19 protein-coding genes are annotated in these 17,126 nt (G+C 72.5%); 7 read left to right on the top strand and 12 right to left on the bottom strand.

The window, feature by feature from the left end; genetic code table 11:
- Positions 1 to 5 precede the first annotated feature (5 nt).
- Positions 6 to 1,139 carry an Mrp/NBP35 family ATP-binding protein gene (locus tag IE252_RS15640; RefSeq protein ID WP_101389933.1) on the top strand — a complete coding sequence of 378 codons (1,134 nt, stop codon included), beginning with the start codon at positions 6 to 8 and terminating at the stop codon, positions 1,137 to 1,139.
- 143 nt (positions 1,140 to 1,282) lie between these two features.
- On the opposite strand, the gene IE252_RS15635 is transcribed toward IE252_RS15640, so the two are convergent.
- The 5 genes from IE252_RS15635 to sigE form a co-directional block, all read right to left on the bottom strand.
- A complete protein-coding gene (locus tag IE252_RS15635) occupies positions 1,283 to 1,960 on the bottom strand; it encodes a hypothetical protein (protein WP_190090005.1) in 678 nt (225 codons plus the stop codon).
- 164 nt (positions 1,961 to 2,124) lie between these two features.
- Entirely contained in the window at positions 2,125 to 2,583 is a 459-nt protein-coding gene (locus IE252_RS15630) for a sec-independent translocase (RefSeq protein ID WP_190090004.1), read from the bottom strand.
- 188 nt (positions 2,584 to 2,771) lie between these two features.
- The gene (locus tag IE252_RS15625; RefSeq protein WP_190090003.1) at positions 2,772 to 4,511 is read right to left on the bottom strand and encodes a trypsin-like peptidase domain-containing protein; all 1,740 of its coding nucleotides are present in this window, start codon (positions 4,509 to 4,511) and stop codon (positions 2,772 to 2,774) included.
- An 86-nt stretch (positions 4,512 to 4,597) separates the two neighbouring features.
- A complete protein-coding gene (locus IE252_RS15620) occupies positions 4,598 to 5,524 on the bottom strand; it encodes a zf-HC2 domain-containing protein (RefSeq protein ID WP_190090002.1) in 927 nt (308 codons plus the stop codon).
- Positions 5,521 to 6,297: an RNA polymerase sigma factor SigE gene (sigE, locus tag IE252_RS15615; protein WP_190090001.1), complete on the bottom strand. Its 777-nt coding sequence runs from the start codon at positions 6,295 to 6,297 to the stop codon at positions 5,521 to 5,523. The genes IE252_RS15620 and sigE overlap by 4 nt, the downstream gene beginning before the upstream one ends.
- A gap of 161 nt (positions 6,298 to 6,458) precedes the next feature.
- Here sigE and IE252_RS15610 point away from each other — a divergent pair, with 161 nt between their 5' ends.
- Complete coding sequence (locus tag IE252_RS15610) at positions 6,459 to 7,163, top strand: O-methyltransferase (protein WP_190090182.1); 705 nt, start codon at positions 6,459 to 6,461, stop codon at positions 7,161 to 7,163.
- Between the two features lie 115 nt (positions 7,164 to 7,278).
- Here the strand turns inward: IE252_RS15610 and IE252_RS15605 are convergent, their stop codons facing one another.
- Complete coding sequence (locus IE252_RS15605) at positions 7,279 to 7,446, bottom strand: DUF3117 domain-containing protein (protein ID WP_009997451.1); 168 nt, start codon at positions 7,444 to 7,446, stop codon at positions 7,279 to 7,281.
- 309 nt (positions 7,447 to 7,755) lie between these two features.
- Between IE252_RS15605 and chcB the strand changes: the two genes are divergently transcribed.
- Positions 7,756 to 8,556 (top strand): 2-cyclohexenylcarbonyl CoA isomerase, encoded by an 801-nt coding sequence (gene chcB / locus IE252_RS15600; RefSeq protein ID WP_190090000.1) that lies wholly within the window; start codon positions 7,756 to 7,758, stop codon positions 8,554 to 8,556.
- Positions 8,557 to 8,577: 21 nt separating this feature from the next.
- Here the strand turns inward: chcB and IE252_RS15595 are convergent, their stop codons facing one another.
- Both IE252_RS15595 and IE252_RS15590 read right to left on the bottom strand, forming a co-directional pair.
- On the bottom strand, positions 8,578 to 9,165 hold the full coding sequence (locus tag IE252_RS15595; RefSeq protein ID WP_190089999.1) for a DNA-3-methyladenine glycosylase I: 588 nt from the start codon (positions 9,163 to 9,165) through the stop codon (positions 8,578 to 8,580).
- Positions 9,162 to 9,485: a DivIVA domain-containing protein gene (locus IE252_RS15590; protein WP_229848390.1), complete on the bottom strand. Its 324-nt coding sequence runs from the start codon at positions 9,483 to 9,485 to the stop codon at positions 9,162 to 9,164. Before IE252_RS15590 ends, IE252_RS15595 begins: the two co-directional genes overlap by 4 nt.
- A gap of 149 nt (positions 9,486 to 9,634) precedes the next feature.
- Between IE252_RS15590 and folP the strand changes: the two genes are divergently transcribed.
- Positions 9,635 to 10,495: a dihydropteroate synthase gene (gene folP, locus IE252_RS15585; protein WP_190089997.1), complete on the top strand. Its 861-nt coding sequence runs from the start codon at positions 9,635 to 9,637 to the stop codon at positions 10,493 to 10,495.
- 77 nt (positions 10,496 to 10,572) lie between these two features.
- Here folP and IE252_RS15580 read toward each other — a convergent pair whose 3' ends face one another.
- Together IE252_RS15580 and dapE are read right to left on the bottom strand one after the other, a co-directional pair.
- Positions 10,573 to 11,331 carry an LOG family protein gene (locus IE252_RS15580; RefSeq protein ID WP_190089996.1) on the bottom strand — a complete coding sequence of 253 codons (759 nt, stop codon included), beginning with the start codon at positions 11,329 to 11,331 and terminating at the stop codon, positions 10,573 to 10,575.
- A 77-nt stretch (positions 11,332 to 11,408) separates the two neighbouring features.
- Positions 11,409 to 12,488, bottom strand: a complete 1,080-nt coding sequence (gene dapE / locus IE252_RS15575) for a succinyl-diaminopimelate desuccinylase (RefSeq protein ID WP_190089995.1) — start codon at positions 12,486 to 12,488, stop codon at positions 11,409 to 11,411.
- A gap of 87 nt (positions 12,489 to 12,575) precedes the next feature.
- On the opposite strand from dapE, the gene IE252_RS15570 reads away from it, so the two are divergent.
- The gene (locus IE252_RS15570; RefSeq protein WP_444545951.1) at positions 12,576 to 13,547 is read left to right on the top strand and encodes a VldE C-terminal domain-containing protein; all 972 of its coding nucleotides are present in this window, start codon (positions 12,576 to 12,578) and stop codon (positions 13,545 to 13,547) included.
- A 289-nt stretch (positions 13,548 to 13,836) separates the two neighbouring features.
- Positions 13,837 to 14,289 carry an ATP-binding protein gene (locus IE252_RS15565; RefSeq protein ID WP_190089993.1) on the top strand — a complete coding sequence of 151 codons (453 nt, stop codon included), beginning with the start codon at positions 13,837 to 13,839 and terminating at the stop codon, positions 14,287 to 14,289.
- Between the two features lie 85 nt (positions 14,290 to 14,374).
- Here IE252_RS15565 and IE252_RS15560 read toward each other — a convergent pair whose 3' ends face one another.
- Positions 14,375 to 15,496 carry a bifunctional succinyldiaminopimelate transaminase/glutamate-prephenate aminotransferase gene (locus tag IE252_RS15560; protein ID WP_190089992.1) on the bottom strand — a complete coding sequence of 374 codons (1,122 nt, stop codon included), beginning with the start codon at positions 15,494 to 15,496 and terminating at the stop codon, positions 14,375 to 14,377.
- A gap of 115 nt (positions 15,497 to 15,611) precedes the next feature.
- A complete protein-coding gene (fdxA, locus tag IE252_RS15555) occupies positions 15,612 to 15,947 on the bottom strand; it encodes a ferredoxin (protein WP_190089991.1) in 336 nt (111 codons plus the stop codon).
- A gap of 141 nt (positions 15,948 to 16,088) precedes the next feature.
- On the opposite strand from fdxA, the gene IE252_RS15550 reads away from it, so the two are divergent.
- Positions 16,089 to 17,087 carry a GNAT family N-acetyltransferase gene (locus IE252_RS15550; protein ID WP_190089990.1) on the top strand — a complete coding sequence of 333 codons (999 nt, stop codon included), beginning with the start codon at positions 16,089 to 16,091 and terminating at the stop codon, positions 17,085 to 17,087.
- The last annotated feature ends 39 nt before the right edge of the window (positions 17,088 to 17,126 follow it).

Here is a 17,126-nt window from a genome sequence, read left to right as displayed (position 1 = left end):
TCCATATGGTTACGGATGACGCGGTGCGCGAGGCACTGGCGACGGTGAACGACCCAGAGATCCACCGACCGATCACTGAGCTCGGCATGGTCAAGACGGTCGAGATCGGGACGGACGGGGCGGTCGCGGTCACGGTGTACCTGACGGTCTCCGGCTGCCCGATGCGCGACACGATCACGAAGAACGTGACCGAGGCTGTCGAGCGGGTCGAAGGCGTCACGCGCGTCGACGTCACGCTCGACGTGATGAGCGACGAACAGCGCAAGGAGCTCGCGACGTCGCTGCGCGGCGGCACCGCCGAGCGCGAGGTGCCCTTCGCCAAGCCCGGCTCGCTGACCCGCGTCTACGCGGTGGCGTCCGGCAAGGGCGGCGTCGGCAAGTCCTCGGTGACGGTGAACCTCGCCGCGGCGATGGCGGCGGACGGACTCAAGGTCGGTGTCGTCGACGCCGACATCTACGGACACTCGGTGCCCCGCATGCTGGGCGTGGACGGCAAGCCCACCCAGGTCGAGAACATGATCATGCCGCCGTCGGCGAACGGCGTGAAGGTCATCTCCATCGGCATGTTCACCCCCGGGAACGCCCCGGTCGTGTGGCGCGGCCCGATGCTGCACCGCGCCCTCCAGCAGTTCCTGGCCGACGTCTACTGGGGCGACCTGGACGTCCTCCTGCTCGACCTGCCGCCGGGCACCGGCGACATCGCGATCTCGGTGGCCCAGCTGGTCCCGAACGCGGAGATCCTGGTCGTCACGACCCCCCAGCAGGCGGCCGCCGAGGTGGCCGAGCGGGCGGGCTCGATCGCGGTCCAGACCCATCAGAAGATCGTCGGCGTCGTCGAGAACATGGCGGGCCTGCCCTGCCCGCACTGCGACGAGATGGTCGACGTGTTCGGCACGGGCGGCGGCGAGAAGGTCGCCGAGGGCCTGACCAAGACGACCGGCGCGAACGTGCCGGTGCTCGGCTCGATCCCGATCGACGTCCGCCTGCGCGAGGGCGGCGACGACGGCAAGCCGGTCGTCCTCTCCGACCCCGACTCCCCGGCGGGCGCGGCCCTGCGAGCGATCGCGGGCAAGCTGGGCGGCCGCCAGCGGGGCCTGTCGGGCATGTCGCTGGGAATCACGCCGAGGAACAAGTTCTAGAGCAGAGAGTACGAGTAAGGGGCGCCCACAATTGCTGGGCGCCCCTTACTCATGGCTGTGGCACGAACGGTTAGGGGCGGGGGGAAGTGCGCGAGCAACCCACCACAACCCGCAGCCGCAAGACGCCCCCGGCCGAAGCGGACCTAGGCGTACGAGGTGATGTCCCGCACCACGGCAAAGCCGAGCCCGTACGCGCTCAACCCACGCCCGTACGCCCCCAGATGCACCCCGCCCCCGGCCGTACCGGCCAGCACCCAACCGAACTCCGACTCCCGGTAGTGGAACGGCGTCGCGACCCCGTCCACCGGCAACGACAGCGTCGTCCAGTCCGGCCCGGCCAGATCGTCCGCCAGCTCCCACGCCGCCTCGGTCTGCTGGTCCAGCCACTCGCCGCGCAGCACGTGGTCCATCTGGGCGGGCCAGGTGAACGAGAGCAGCCCGGACCCGGCCAGCCAGGCCGCGGAGGAGACCGAGGTGGCCTCCAGCACTCCCGTACCGTCGCCGCTGCGGCGCGTGGGGTTGGCGGGCACGCTCACGACCACCGCGAAGCGCTCGCGGTCGGCGGCGGAGCGGTCGGCCGCGTCGGGCCGTATCGACGGCTCGTCGCCGTGGCCGGTGGACCCGTGCTGCACGGTGCCGTCCGCCGCCGTGGCCACCTGCATCAGCCAGCGCGGCCCGCTGAAGGCCTCGTCCAGGCCGTACCAGGCGAACGGCGCCCGCAGATAGCCGTCGACCGCACGCCGGGCCGCCGGCACCCCTTCCGGTGTGGACGGGGTGTCCTCGGTGGACCCCTGTGCCGCTACCCGACTCGTCGTCTCCACTGCCCGGCCGCCTCCTCGATCCGTAGGTGTCCGGAGCGGCCCGCCCCCCTCGGGCGTCCTGGCTTCCGGACCTATGGAGGATAGCCACCCCGGCCCCGCCCACCGGGAATGACGGTGCTGACGTGGCTCGGATTGACGTCCTGTACGAAAGCCGGGGGGTTGTGTCAGGTCGCGTCGGCGTCGTACGGGGGGCGCTCGCCGGGGTCGAGCTTGTCGCGCTTCTTGAGGAGGTCGGGCGTGCCCGCCACCCCCGCGGCCGAGCCGTTGGCGGCCGTGGTGGACCCGGTGGACGCGCTCTCGCGGCCGTGCACCGCGTCCGCGACCTCTTCCATGTCCTTGCGCAGGTCGAAGCTGTTGCGGATCTCCTTGAGACCCAGGTCGTCGTTGTCCATGAGCTGCTTGCGTACGAACGTCTTCGGGTTCAGGTCCTCGAACTCGAAGTCCTTGAACTCCGGGCCGAGTTCGGCGCGGATGTCCGCCTTGGCGGTCTCCGAGAAGCTGCGGATCTTGCGGATGAAGCCGGAGACGTCCTGGATCAGCTTGGGCAGCTTGTCCGGGCCGAAGATGAGCACAGCGAGGACCACGAGGGTGACGAGCTCCATGGGCCCTATGTCGTTGAACACCTGCTGCTCCTCGTGGCTCTGCTCCCGGGTCCAGTCATGGACCGCTCCACGGTACCCGTCGAAACTGTCGAAACGGTACCTACCCGGTGACCTTTGGCCGCCGCTTGCCCTCCGGGTGACCGATAGGTGACCCGGGGGCAGGGGCGCGGCAGGGCGTGCGGGCGGCCGAGGGGCGCTTCAGGGGCTCGTCAGGACGTGGCGGAGCCCAGGGTGAGGGTCAGCCGCTGCTCCTGGCCGCCGCGCTTGAGCGTCAGCTCCAGGCGGTCGCCGGGGCGGTGCGAGCGGATCTTGACGATCAGCTCCTCGGCGCTGTGCACCCGCTGGCCGTCGACCTTGGTGATCACGTCCTCGGGCTTGATGCCCGCGGTGGCGCCGGGGCCGCCGGGGGTCACGGACGGCTTGCCGTCGGCGGCCTTGGCGCCGACCCGGGCGCCGTCGCCGGTGAACTTCATGTCGAGGGTGACCCCGATGACCGGGTGGGTGGCCTTGCCGGTGTTGATCAGCTCCTCGGCGACCCGCTTGCCCTGGTTGACCGGGATCGCGAAGCCCAGGCCGATGGAGCCGCCCTGGCCGCCGCTGTCGCTGTTTCCCGCGGCGCGGATCGCGCTGTTGATGCCGACGACGTGGGCGCGCGAGTCGAGCAGCGGGCCGCCCGAGTTGCCCGGGTTTATCGGGGCGTCGGTCTGGAGCGCGTCGACATAGCTGACGTCGCTGCCGTCGCCCTTCTCGCCGCCCGCCGTGATCGGGCGCTCCTTGGCGCTGATGATGCCCGAGGTGACGGTGTTGGAGAGGTCGAAGGGGGCGCCGATGGCCACCACCGGGTCGCCGACCTGGACGTTGTCGGAGTTGCCGAGCGGCAGCGGCTTCAGCCCGGTGACTCCGGTGACGCGGACCACGGCGAGGTCGTACCCGGAGTCCCGGCCGACCACCGTGGCGCGGGCGGTCTCGCCGCCGCTGAACGTCACGCTGATGTCGCCGGACGAGCCCGCGGGCTGCACGACGTGGTTGTTGGTGAGGATGTGCCCGGCGTTGTCCAGCACGAAGCCGGTGCCGGTGCCGGACTCGCTCTCCCCGCTGACGTGCAGCGTGACCACGCCCGGCAGGGCGCTCGCGGCGATCCCGGCGACGCTGTCGGGCGCGCGCCCGGTGGGCCCCTTGCCCGCCTGTGGCAGGTCGACGTGCGTGACGCCGTTGCGTTCGATGTACGCGCCGACCCCGCCGCCGATGCCGCCCGCGACCAGCGCGAGGACGACGGCCCCGAGGACGAGCGCGCCACGGCTCGACTTCCGCTTCTGCGGCACCCCGGCCGTGCTCAGCGGCTGCCCGGCCGCGCCCCACGGGTCGTACTGCACCCACTGGGACGAGGGCGGCACCGGCGGGGCGCCTTCCGGTACCGCGTACGGGGCCGGGGCCTCCGGTGCCGGGTAGGCCCCCTGGGGCGGGACCGCCCCGGCGGGCGGCGCGGGCCGCTGCACGGGAGGCGCGGGCGCCCACGGCCCCGGCCCGCCGTACGGCGGCGTCCCGTACGGATCGGGGTCGTGCAGGGGCCGCCGGGGCGCCGCGATGTCCTCGGGCCGGGCGGCGGGGGCGCGGCCGGGCTCGTCGACGGGCGCGACGGGCGCGGGCTGAGCCGATGCGGGCTCGGCGGGCGCGGGCTCATGGACGGGCTCGGCGGGCGCGGGCGGCGCGAGCCGATACGCCGACTCGTCCTCGACGGGCTCGCCCTGGGCCAGCGCGTACGGCGACTCCCCCTGAACGGGCTCAGCCGGAACGGAGGCCTCCGGCGCACCCGGAACCACCGGCTCACCCTGAACCGGCGCCTCCGGCGGAGCCAGGTCGTACGTCTCCTCGGCCGTGGAGCCGTCCCCGCGCGGGGTGGGACGGCTCCACCATCTCGGCTTGGACCCGGTGGGCTTCCCGTCGTTCATGCTCTCCCCGCAACTGTCCTGCGTGCCCCCGGGGGCACCCCTCCCAGGGATTCAACCAGGTTTGCCGGGAGGAGCGCAGGGCACGGTCAGTGCCGGGGAGCCGCCAGCTGCGTCGGCGGTACGGACGGGGTCGCGCCGGGGAGCGCGGGCGGCGGTGCGACCGGCCGCATCGCCAGGGTGGCGACCGCCGGACGTATCAGCGGAGGCAGAGACGAACTGCTCAGCAGAGAGGCGCGGAACGGGTTGCCGAACTGCTGGGACGGCTGGGACGGGATTCCGTTGAGCCCGGCCAGACCCATCGGGACCGGCGCCGTGGGCTCCGGGGCCAGGGGTGCGCTCGCCGCGCCGCCGTGTCTGCGCTCCGACTCCACGGACAGGGACCTGCCCGAGGCCGGACCGGCCGACGGGCTCTGGGCCCGCAGCGGCGTGACATTGCGGCCCGAACCCTCGCCCCGGGCGCTGGTGTCCGCGCCCGAGTCCGACGGGACCGCGCCGGCGAGCGCGATCGCGGCGAACGAGACGGCGCTGGCTGCGGCGAAGGCGATCCTGCGCCCGCGCCACGGCGAGCCCGAACGCTCTTCGGGGCGGCCCACTTCGTGGATGCGGAAGCCGCGCCCGGGCAGCGGCCCGTCGAGGACGGTCGCATGGGCCCCGCCGGGCACATAGCCGAAGCGCCCGGCCGGGTCGCGCGGGTCGCTCAGGACTCCGGGCGAGAAGACTCCGCCGGCGAGGCGGCCCCCGCCGAATGGTCCCCGACCGTCGTCGTCACCTCCGGACCCCCCGGGCAGCCCCTGGAGGCGGGCCAGCAGGCCCTCGGAGGGGGCGGGCGGTGCCGTCTGCGCGAAGACGCTCTTGACGCGGCGCTGGGCGTCGGCCTCGGCCTTGCACTTGGGACAGGTGGCCAGATGCGACAGGACGCGCTCGCGCGCGTCATGGCTGAGCTCGCCGTCGACCAGGGCGGCGAGGCGGTCTCCCAGATGCTGTTCCGCGGGAGTGGGACTGGTGCCGGTCACGCGGTCCCCTCTCCGACCGCCCCCGGGGCGCCGGGCGCCACCCCCGCGAGGGCACGCTGCTGCTCGGCGCGGGCCTCGGGCGAGCGGTGCTTGAGGGCCTTGCGCAGGTGCGAGCGGCCGCGGTGGATCCGGCTGCGCACGGTGCCGAGCTTCACGCCGAGGGTGGCGGCGATCTCCTCGTACGACAGTCCCTCGATGTCGCAGAGGACGACGGCGGCGCGGAACTCGGGCGCGAGGGTGTCCAGCGCCTGCTGGACGTCGGCGTCGAAGTGCGCGTCGTTGAAGACCTGCTGGGGGGACGGGTCGCGGCTGGGGAGGCGCTCGGCCGCGTCGTCGCCCAGGGCGTCGAAGCGGATGCGCTGGCGGCGGCGGACCATGTCCAGGAAGAGGTTGGTGGTGATCCGGTGCAGCCAGCCCTCGAACGTACCCGGCGTGTAGGTCGACAGCGAGCGGAAGACGCGGACGAAGACCTCCTGGGTGAGGTCCTCGGCGTCGTGCTGGTTGCCCGTCAGGCGGTAGGCGAGGCGGTAGACGCGGCCGCTGTGCGTGCTGACGATCTCCTCCCAGGTGGGAGGGGTCCACGCCGGGGAATCCGCGTCGGCGAAGGTCGCGGTGGCTGCGGAGTCTGCGGCGTTGGAACGGTCAGCGGTGTAGGTCACGGATTTCGGCTCACCCGCCGACCTGAGAAAGCGCCGGAGCACTCCTCCCCGATCCACAGGCGCAGCCGCACCTCCCCTGTCGGCTCTGGTGGTGTCCAGTGGAGCCCCTACCATAGCCACCTCGCCCGTTAGCTCCGGATAAGAATCTTTACGCGCATTTCGGGCTGCCTTCGTGCCCCTCGAACCGCGCTGCTTCCCGGACCGCTCGGGGACCGGGATTCCGTACTCGGCCGTCTCGTCCATGTATCCCCCCGCCCTTCATAACGCCCGGTCCCATCTGCGGGTTCCCGGGTGCAGCGGATACAGTCACCGTTGCGCGCCAACTACGGGGACAGGAGAGGGCCATTACCGCCAACCGGCAGACGAGCTGGGCGTTCGCCGACGCCTTTGTCGCCGAGGACGACGCGCTGCGCTGGGCCCGCGAGCGGTCCCGGGAGGCAGGACTGCCTTCGGTGTCCCCGGGGACGGGGGCCGCGCTGCGCCTGCTCGCTGCCACCGCCGACGCCAAGGCGGTCGCCGAGATCGGCACCGGAACCGGCGTCTCCGGGATCTATCTGCTCCAGGGCCTGCGGCCGGACGGCGTGCTGACCACCGTCGACCCGGAGGCGGACCGCCAGCAGTTCGCCAAGCAGGCGTTCCGCGCGGCGGGCTTCGCCGGGAACCGGGCGCGGTTCATCCCCGGGCGCGCCCTGGACGTACTGCCGCGCCTCGCCGACGGCGGATACGACCTGGTGTTCTGCGACGGCGACCGGCTGGAGTCCCTGGACTACCTCGCTGAATCGTTGCGCCTGCTGCGGCCCGGCGGCATCGTCTGCTTCGAAGGGGTCTTCGCCGACGGCCGCACGGTCGACTCCGGCGTCCAGCCCGCCGAGGTGCTGCGGCTGCGGGACCTGCTGCGGACCGTGCGCGAGAGCCAGGAGCTCACCGGGTCGCTGCTGCCGGTGGGCGACGGCCTGCTCTGCGCCGTGAAGCGCGGCTGACGGCTCTTCACGGGGCTCCGCGGCCCCGGAACCACCCCGGAAAACTACTCCGCCCCGGGCCGGTACGTACGTACCGGCCCGGGGCGGGGGCAGATTGGGGGTCAAGCCCGCTGAATCAGCCGACGACCTTCTTAAGAGCGTCACCGAGCGCCTCGGCCTCGTCCGGGGTCAGCTCGACCACAAGCCGACCGCCGCCTTCGAGCGGAACGCGCATGACGATGCCCCGCCCCTCCTTGGTCACCTCGAGCGGGCCGTCGCCCGTCCGCGGCTTCATGGCCGCCATGCTGTTTCCCCTTCCTGAAACCAGCTCATCGCAGCCGGCGGCCCCATGACAGGCACCGTGTTACCGGCATCGAACACATTGCTTCCAGGTCATTATCCCGCATCGCAGGACCCGATGACCAACATCGGTCGGCATCGCTTGCGCAACGCGCTCTATCAAAACCACCCAATTCGGCGATCCGCCTGCGATACTTCGCCACCCCCGGTCCGGACGGTGGCCGGGATTGTTTGACGCAGGTCACATGTGCGGCGTCGATGATCTCCGCCATGCTGGGCGGACACGACACCGCAACGGAGGGGATCCATCCCAATGGCCGACACCGTGCTCTACGAGGTGACCGACGGGCTCGCGACGATCACGATCAACCGTCCCGACGCCATGAACGCCATGAACACCGAGGCCAAGGTCGCCCTGCGGGACGCGGCCCGGGCCGCTGCCGCGGACCCCGCGGTGCGGGCGGTGCTGCTCACGGCGACGGGCCGGGCGTTCTGCGTGGGCCAGGACCTCAAGGAGCACGTGGCCCTGCTGGCGGCGGACCGGGCGGCGGGCACCGGCTCCACGATGAGCACGGTCCGCGAGCACTACAACCCGATCGTGAAGGCCCTCACCGAGATGCCCAAGCCGGTCGTGGCCGGGGTGAACGGGGTCGCGGCGGGCGCGGGCTTCGGCTTCGCGCTGGCGGCCGACTACCGGGTGGTGGCGGACACGGCCGCCTTCAACACCTCGTTCGCGGGGGTCGCGCTGACCGCCGACTCGGGCGTCTCCTGGACGCTCCCCCGCCTTATCGGCCACTCGCGCGCCGCCGACCTGCTGCTCTTCCCGCGCTCGATCTCGGCGCAGGAGGCGTACGAGCTCGGCATCGTGAACAAGCTGGTCCCGGCCGACTCGCTGGCGGCCGAGGCCGCGGCGGTGGCCCGCGCGCTGGCCGACGGCCCGACGCTCGCGTACGCGGCCCTGAAGGAGTCCCTGGCGTACGGGGCGGGGCACTCGCTGGCCGAGGCGCTGGAGAAGGAGGACGAGCTCCAGACGCGGGCGGGGGCCTCCGAGGACCACGGGATCGCGGTGGCGGCGTTCCTGGCGAAGGAGAAGCCGAAATATGTGGGGCGCTGAGCCATCTGGGGCCCGTACCCCTTAAGGGGTACGGCAGCCCCGGGCCACACAGTCCGCCAAGTGGTCGTCCACCAGACCGCAGGCCTGCATCAGCGCGTACGCCGTCGTGGGGCCGATGAAACGCAGGCCGCGCTTCTTGAGGGCCTTGGAGAGCGCCGTCGACTCGTCGGTGACCGGGGGGACGTCCGCCAGGGTGCGGGGGGCCGGGCGGGTGGCCGGGTCCGGGGCGTACGACCAGATCAGTTCGTCCAGTTCGCCGGGGGCCCAGTCGGCCAGTACGCGCGCGTTGGCGAGGGTCGCCTGGATCTTGGCGCGGTTGCGGATGATCGATTCGTCGGTCAGCAGCCGCGCCGCGTCCTCGTCGGTGAACGCGGCCACCTTGGCGATCCGGAAGTCCGCGAAGGCGCGGCGGAAGCCCTCGCGGCGGCGCAGGATGGTGATCCAGGAGAGGCCCGACTGGAAGGCCTCCAGGCACAGCCGTTCGTAGAGGGCGTCGTCGCCGTGGACCGGGCGGCCCCACTCGGTGTCGTGGTAGTCGACGTAGTCCGCGGTGGACAGGCCCCACGGGCAGCGCAGTCGGCCGTCCGGGCCGGGGATGGCGGTGCTCACTGGCGGGGCTCCTCGTCGCGGGGGGCGTGGGCGGCGCTGAGCGCCTGCTGGAGGTCGGTGATCCGGGCGTCGCGCTCGGCGAGCTCGGCGGCGAGGCGGCTCAGTACGTCGTCGACGTCGGCCATCCGGTAGCCGCGGGCGGCCACCGGGAGCCGCAGGGCGTCGATGTCCGCGCGCTCGACCGGGCGGCCTTCGGGCAGCGGGTCGGACAGCCCCTCGGGGCCCGTCTCGGGCAGTACGGCGCCGTCGCCGCCGCCCACCACGGCCAGCGTGACCGCGGCGACCACCACGACCATGGCGATCAGCAAGAACCAGAACACGCGCGAAGCCTCTCCCCGCCAGCCGGAATCCGTCGGGTCCGATCGTGCCATGCGCGGCTGGGAGTTAGGGTCTGTCGGGCGGCGCGGACCGGCCCGCCCGACACGGAACCTTGAGGTCACGGGCGTCTTACCCGAGGAGGAAACAGCGGATGCTGCGGCTGGGACGGCGCGAGTTCGACGCGCACGAGCCGGTGATCATGGCGATCGTCAACCGGACCCCGGACTCCTTCTACGACCAGGGTGCGACGTTCCGCGACGAGCCCGCGCTGGCCCGCGTGGAGCAGGCGGTGTCAGAGGGCGCTGCCATCATCGACATCGGCGGGGTCAAGGCGGGCCCCGGCGAGGAGGTGACGGCCGAGGAGGAGGCGCGGCGCACGGTCGGTTTCGTGGCCGAGGTGCGGCGGCGGCATCCGGACGTGGTGATCAGCGTCGACACTTGGCGCCACGACGTCGGGGAGGCGGTCTGCGAGGCGGGCGCGGACGTGCTGAACGACGCGTGGGGCGGGGTCGACCCGAAGCTGGCGGAGGTCGCCGCGCGGTACGGGGCGGGGCTGGTGTGTACGCACGCGGGCGGCGTGGAGCCGCGCACGCGGCCGCACCGGATCGCGTACGAGGACGTGATGGAGGACATCCTCCGGGTCACGGTGGGGCTCGCCGAGCGGGCGGTCGCGCTCGGGGTGCGGCGGGACGGGATCATGATCGATCCCGGTCATGACTTCGGCAAGAACACCCGCCACAGCCTGGAGGCGACGCGGCGGCTCGGCGAGATGGCGGCGACGGGGTGGCCGGTCCTGGTCTCGCTCTCCAACAAGGACTTCGTCGGCGAGACGCTGGACCGGCCGGTGAAGGAGCGGGTGCTCGGCACTCTGGCCACGACGGCGGTGTCGGCGTGGCTGGGGGCACGGGTGTACCGGGTCCACGAGGTCGCCGAGACCCGCCAGGTCCTGGACATGGTGTCCTCCATCGCGGGCCACCGCGAGCCTGCGGTGGCCCGGCGGGGATTGGCCTAGCCGGACTTCCCCCGCGCCCCGGACCACCCAGGGGCGCGGGGAACTGCGCGAGCAACCCACCACGGTCCGCAGACGAACTACCGCCCCACTTCCTTCGTCACCAAGGCCACCGCCTCCTCCACGCTGTCCGTGACGTGGAAGAGGAGCAGGTCGCGTTCGGAGGCCTTGCCGCCGCCTACCACCGTGTCGCGGAGCCAGTCCACCAGGCCCGCCCAGTACGCCGACCCGAACAGCACGATCGGGAAGCGGGTCACCTTGCCGGTCTGGACGAGGGTGAGCGCCTCGAAGAGCTCGTCCAGCGTGCCGAGACCGCCGGGCAGGACCACGAACCCCTGGGCGTACTTCACGAACATCGTCTTCCGCACGAAGAAGTAGCGGAAGTTGACGCCGATGTCGACGTGCGGGTTGAGCCCCTGCTCGAAGGGCAGCTCGATGCCCAGCCCGACCGACACGCCGCGCGCCTCGCGCGCACCCCGGTTGGCCGCCTCCATCGCGCCCGGCCCGCCGCCGGTGATCACCGCGAAGCCCGCCTCGACCAGCGCGTGCCCGATGGCCACGCCCGCCTCGTACTCCGGCGAGCCCACCGGCGTGCGGGCCGAGCCGAAGACGCTGATGGCGCTCGGCAGTTCGGCGAGCGCGCCGAAGCCCTCCACGAACTCGGACTGGATGCGCATGACCCGCCAGGGGTCGGTGTGCACCCACTCCGAGTCGCCCTCGGTGTCGAGGAGCCGCTGGTCGGTGGTACCGGCCTGGACCTGGTCGCGGCGGCGCAGCACCGGCCCGAGCCGCTGCTCAAGACGCTGTTCGCCCGGGAACTCTCCCTCGGGGTTGGCCATTGCGTGCTCCCTCCGCTGACTGAGTCATATGACGCGTCCGGCCAGGGTAGGACGACTTACGTTACGAATGACGAAATTCAGGCAGTCAGCCAGGCGTGAAGTCGCCGTTCGCAGTGGGTGATCCGGTCCACGACCACGTGCTCGTCCCGCTTGTGCGCGTAGAGGGCGTCGCCGGGACCGTAGTTGACGGCGGGCACGCCGAGCGCGCCGAAGCGGGACACGTCGGTCCAGCCGAACTTGGGCTGCGGGGTGCCGCCGACCGCCGCCATGAAGGCCGCGGCGGCCGGGTGCGAGAGCCCCGGCAGGGCCGCGCCCGAGTGGTCGTCGACGGTGAACCCGGCGATCTCGCAGTCCGCGAAGACCTCGCGGACGTGGGCGAGCGCCTCCTCGGCGGTGCGGTCCGGGGCGTAGCGGTAGTTGACGGTGACCGCGCAGGCGTCGGGGATGACGTTGTTGGCGACGCCGCCCTCGATCCGTACCGCGTTCAGGCCCTCGTGGTACTCAAGCCCGTCGATCACCGGCCGGCGCGGCTCGTACGCGGCGAGCCTGGCCAGGATCGGGGCGGCCGCGTGGACGGCGTTGGAGCCCATCCAGCTGCGCGCGGAGTGGGCGCGCTCCCCCGCCGTGTGCAGGATGACCCGCAGCGTGCCCTGGCAGCCGCCCTCGACCTGGGCGTCGGACGGCTCCAGGAGGACCGCGAAGTCGCCCTCGATCCAGTCAGGGTGTGCGTCTGCCACATGGCCGAGACCGTTGAGGTGTGCGGCGACCTCTTCGTTGTCGTAGAAGACGAAGGTCAGGTCGCGGTTGGGCTCGGGGACGGTCGCGGCGATGCGCAGCTGGACGGCCACGCCGGACTTCATGTCCGAGGTGCCGCAGCCCCACAGGACGCCCTTCTCGTCGAGCCGGGAGGGCACGTTGTCGGCGATCGGGACGGTGTCGATGTGCCCGGCGAGGACGACCCGCTCGGCCCGGCCCAGGTGGGTGCGGGCCACGACGTTGTTGCCGTGGCGGTCCACGGTCAGGTGCGGCAGCGTGCGCAGGGCCGCCTCGATCGCGTCCGCGAGCGGCTTCTCCGTTCCGCTCTCGGACGGGAAGTCGACGAGCCACGCGGTGAGCGCGGGGCCGTCCAGGGTCAGGTCGAGTGCGCTGTCTGCCATGGACCCGACCCTAGCGCGGCCGTCCCGAGCTGGGCCGGGGTGTCCACGAGGGCAGGGCCGGGGGCAGCCGTCCTGCCCTCCAGTACGGTGGTCCCCGTGTCCCAGCCCGTCACCCCCAACCGACCCGTAAGGCGCGGCCGCCTCTTCCGTTTCGTGGCCGCGGCCGTCGTGCTGCTCGCCGTCGCCGGATACCTGGTGGTGCAGTACGTGAGCGGGGGGCCGGGGGCGCCGAGATGCACGGTGGGGTCCGGGGGCGACACCTACCGGCTCAGCCCCGAGCAGGCCGAGAACGCGGCGACCATCTCCGCGGTCGGCACCTCTCGCGGGATGCCCGAGCGGGCGGTGACGATCGCGCTGGCCACCGCGCTCCAGGAGTCGGGCCTGCGCAACATCACGCACGGCGACCGCGACTCGGTCGGCCTCTTCCAGCAGCGGCCCTCGCAGGGCTGGGGCACCGTGCAGCAGATCATGGACCCGGTCTACTCGGCCGGGAAGTTCTACCAGCGTCTGGCCGAGGTGCCCGGCTACTCCCGGCTGCCGCTCACCGTCGCCGCGCAGCGGGTCCAGCGCAGCGGCTTCCCTCAGGCCTACGCCAAGCACGAGCCGGACGCGGCGCTGCTCACCGCCGCCCTCACCGGCCGCACCCCCGCCGCGCTGACCTGCACGATCTCCAAGGACGCCCACCCGGGTGACCCGGCGAAGGTGCGCGCCGAGCTGGCTCGGGCGTTCGGCGCGGGGGTGGCCCCGGACCGGGGCGAGGGGCAGGAGGTCACGGTCCCGGTGCGCACGCCGGCGCGGGCCGGTGCGAACGCCGAGGGCGGCGCCGAGCAGCGCGGCTGGGAGCTGGCCCACTGGGCGGTCGCGCACGCCGCCGCGCTCCGCGTCGAGCAGGTCTCGTACGCCGGGCGCACCTGGCGCGTGGACGGCTCCCGCAAGGGCTGGCACACGGACGACACCGAGGCCGCCGCCTCCGCCACCGGCCGGAACACGGGCGGCGAGGCGGGCGGCGCGGAGGCTTCCGGCGCGTTCGGCCAGGTGCGGATCCAGCTCGCCGGATAGCGCGCGACACCCGTTCGGGAGGCCACCCGTGCGGGGCACAGATGGCTTTCGCGTACACCGTTTCGTACACCCACCCCCGCACCCGTCGGAAGAATCGTCAATTCCCTTGGGAACAAAGGGATCCGGGGGCGTTCAACGTATTGTCGTGGCGGCTCTTTTGCCCGTTTTTATCCGAACCCGATAATGCGACGCATTGCGAACTCTTTACCTGGGGTCTCCGCAACCTCCGCCGCACCCCGAGGAGTTGTCACAGCGTCCGAACGCCGTTCCTCCCGTCTCAAGGAGCATCATGTCCCTCCCCCTGACCCGTCGGATCGCCCGTGCCGCTCTGCTCATCGCGGCGGGTGCCGTTCCTGTGGTCGGTGCGGCCGGCGCGGCGAGCGCCGCGGCCCTTCCCGAGACCCCGAACCTGGGCGGTCTGACCGCACTCGACGGCGCGAACCTCGGCAACACCGTCGACGGCGCCACGCAGAAGGCCACCGGCCTGGCGGGCGACGCCGGCAGCAAGGCGGTCAAGCAGGCGGTCCCGGCCGCGGGCAAGGCCGTCGGCAAGGCGGGCAGGACGGCGACCCCGGCGGCCCAGAAGACGGCGGGCGACGCCGCGGGCAACGCGGGCGACCTCCTCGGCTCCACCGCCAAGTCGGCCAGCCTGGACGGCCTGCCGGTCGGCGGCCAGCTGCCCACCAGCGGGCTGCCCTCCACCGACCAGCTGCCGCTCAAGGGCCTGCCCGTCGGCGGCTGAGCCGCGCGGCCGCGCCCCCCGCGCGGCACACGGCCGAAGGGGCCTCGGGATCCTGTCCCCGGGGCCCCTTCCCGTATCCGTTCCCCTATGCGCTTCCCGTCCGGGCGAACGGCTGGCCCAGCCGCTTGACGGCCGCCTCGACGCGCTCGTCCGTCGCCGTGAAGGCCACCCGCACGAACCGCTCGCCCGCCTCGCCGTAGAAGTCGCCGGGCGCCACCAGGATGCCGAGACCGGCCAGGTAGTCGACGGTCTCCCAGCAGCCCTCGTCGCGGGTCGCCCACAGGTAGAGGCTGGCCTCGCTGTGCTCGATCCGGAAGCCGTGCTTGACCAACGCGTCGCGCAGGGCGGTGCGGCGGGCCGCGTACCGCGCCCGCTGCTCCTGGACGTGCGCGTCGTCGCCGAGCGCCGCCACCGTCGCCGCCTGGACGGGCGCGGCCGTCATCATCCCGCCGTGCTTGCGGATCTGCAGCAGCTCGCCCAGCACGGCCTCGTCGCCCGCCAGGAAGGCCGCGCGATAGCCCGCGAGGTTGGACCGCTTGGAGAGCGAGTGGACGGCCACGATGCCCTCGTACGTACCGCCGCAGACGTCCGGGTGCAGCACCGAGACCGGCTCGGCCTCCCAGCCCAGCTCCAGGTAGCACTCGTCGGAGAAGACGAGGACGCCGTGCTCGCGCGCCCAGGCGACGATCCGGACCAGCTCGTCCTTGGCGAGGACGCGGCCGGTCGGGTTGGACGGCGAGTTCAGCCAGAGGAGCTTGAGACCGGCCGGGTCGAGCTCCGTGGGGTCGTCGTAGACGACGGGCTCGGCGCCGCAGAGCCGGGCGCCCACCTCGTACGTCGGGTACGCGAGCCGGGGGTAGGCGACCTTGTCGCCCGCGCCGAGGCCCAGCTGGGTCGGCAGCCAGGCCACCAGCTCCTTGGACCCGACCACCGGCAGCACGTTGCGGTGGCCGACGCCGACCGCCCCGAGCCGGCGCCCGACCCATCCGGTGAGCGCGTCGCGCAGCTCCGTGGTCCCCCACACCGTCGGATAGCCCGGCGAGTCCGCGGCCTCGACCAGCGCTTTCTGGATCAGCGCCGGGACCGGGTCGACCGGGGTGCCCACGGACAGGTCCACGATCCCGTCCGGGTGGGCCGAGGCCGTCGCCTTGTACGGCTCCAGCTTGTCCCAGGGGAAGACGGGCAGGCGTGCGGAGACTGCGCCCACGGAGGTGCTCACTTTCTCGTGCTCGGTCCCGCGCTCGGCGTCGCACGGACGAAACGCCTCGGTCCCGTAGGGCGGTGGGCGCCGTACGGGACCGGGGGGACACGGGGTGTCGGTGTCAGTGCTCGCTGTCGGCGTTGATGTCGGCCGGGAGCGCGGTGATGAAGGGGTGGTCGCGCTCGATCAGGCCGAGCTTGGAGGCGCCACCGGGCGAACCGAGCTCGTCGAAGAACTCGACGTTCGCCTTGTAGTAGTCCTTCCACTCCTCCGGGGTGTCGTCCTCGTAGAAGATGGCCTCGACCGGGCAGACCGGCTCACAGGCGCCACAGTCGACACATTCGTCCGGGTGGATGTAGAGGGACCGCTTGCCCTCATAGATGCAGTCGACCGGGCACTCTTCGATGCATGCCTTGTCCTTAAGGTCGACACAAGGCTCCGCAATGACGTAGGTCACGCTGTCGTTCCTCCTCGATAGGGCGCGGCGGGCCGGTCTGCGGCTCCGTCCACGTGGCGCGCGGGAGCGCGGCGTCGTCGATGCCCACACCTAGTATCTCCGTTCCGGGGCGCGATCCGAACAGGAGGGGCGAAGAGAGCTGTGGAGTTCACCACCGGCGGACGGTTGGTCGTCAGAATCACGCCACAAGATCAGGGCAAACGCGTATCAGTCAGGCACCTGGCGCTGACCGGGGAGCGGGGCGAGAAGTTCACCGACACGGTCGGCGTTCTCACATCGTGGGATGCCGGAGTGCTGTCGATCGTGCGCAGGAACGGGGAGACGGTCCTCGTCCCCGAGCGCGAGATGGTCGCGGGCAAGGTCATCCCGGCCGAGCCCGCCCGGCGCCGCGGCCCGGCCGCCACCTTCCGGGAGTTGGCGCTGGTCAGCGCACGTGCCTGGCAGCCCGTGGAGAGCGAGGCGCTGGGCGGATGGACGCTGCGGGCGGCCGTCGGATTCACCCGCCGGGCCAATTCGGTGCTGCCGCTCGGCGACCCGGGGATGCCGCTCGCGGACGCGCTGGCGTACGCGCGCGCCTGGTACGCGACGCGCGGCCTTCCCACGTACGTACAAACGTCCACCGGCGCCGAGGGGACGCAGGAGAGCCTCTGTGTCGATCTTGAAAAGTTTGGGTGGATTCGCGAGGTAAGCGCCCAACTGCGGATCGCCGCACTTGCCCCGATCGGGGACCTCGACGCGGACGTCTCGCAGGTCGAGCTGTCCCGTTCCGTCGGTTCCGCCTGGCTCGCCCGCTACCAGCGCACCGGCACGCCCGGACCCCATGTGCTGAAGGTACTGGAGAGCGGGCCTTCGACGTGGTTCGCGACGGTGCCCGGCGAGGAGGGCGGGGCGCCCGCCGCGATCGGCCGGTGCGTGGTCGACGGCCGCTGGGCGGGGTTCATGGCGGTCGAGGTGGACCCGGCGCGGCGGCGCGAGGGGCTCGCGACGGCCGTGATGACCGCGCTGGCCCGCCAGGCCCTCTCGGAGGGGGCGTCGGCGGCGTGGCTCCAGGTGGAGGCGGACAATGAAGGAGCCCGGGCCCTCTACGACGCCCAGGGCTTCGCCACCCACCACACCTACCACCACTTCCGGCACGGGTGAGCCCGTACCGGACTTTCCGATCTCCACGAACGGGTACGA

It is taken from the genome of Streptomyces melanogenes (assembly GCF_014649795.1).
Classification (GTDB): domain Bacteria; phylum Actinomycetota; class Actinomycetes; order Streptomycetales; family Streptomycetaceae; genus Streptomyces; species Streptomyces noboritoensis.
The sequence above is the reverse complement of the archived record's forward strand: the minus strand, read 5'-3'. Positions and strand labels throughout refer to the sequence as shown.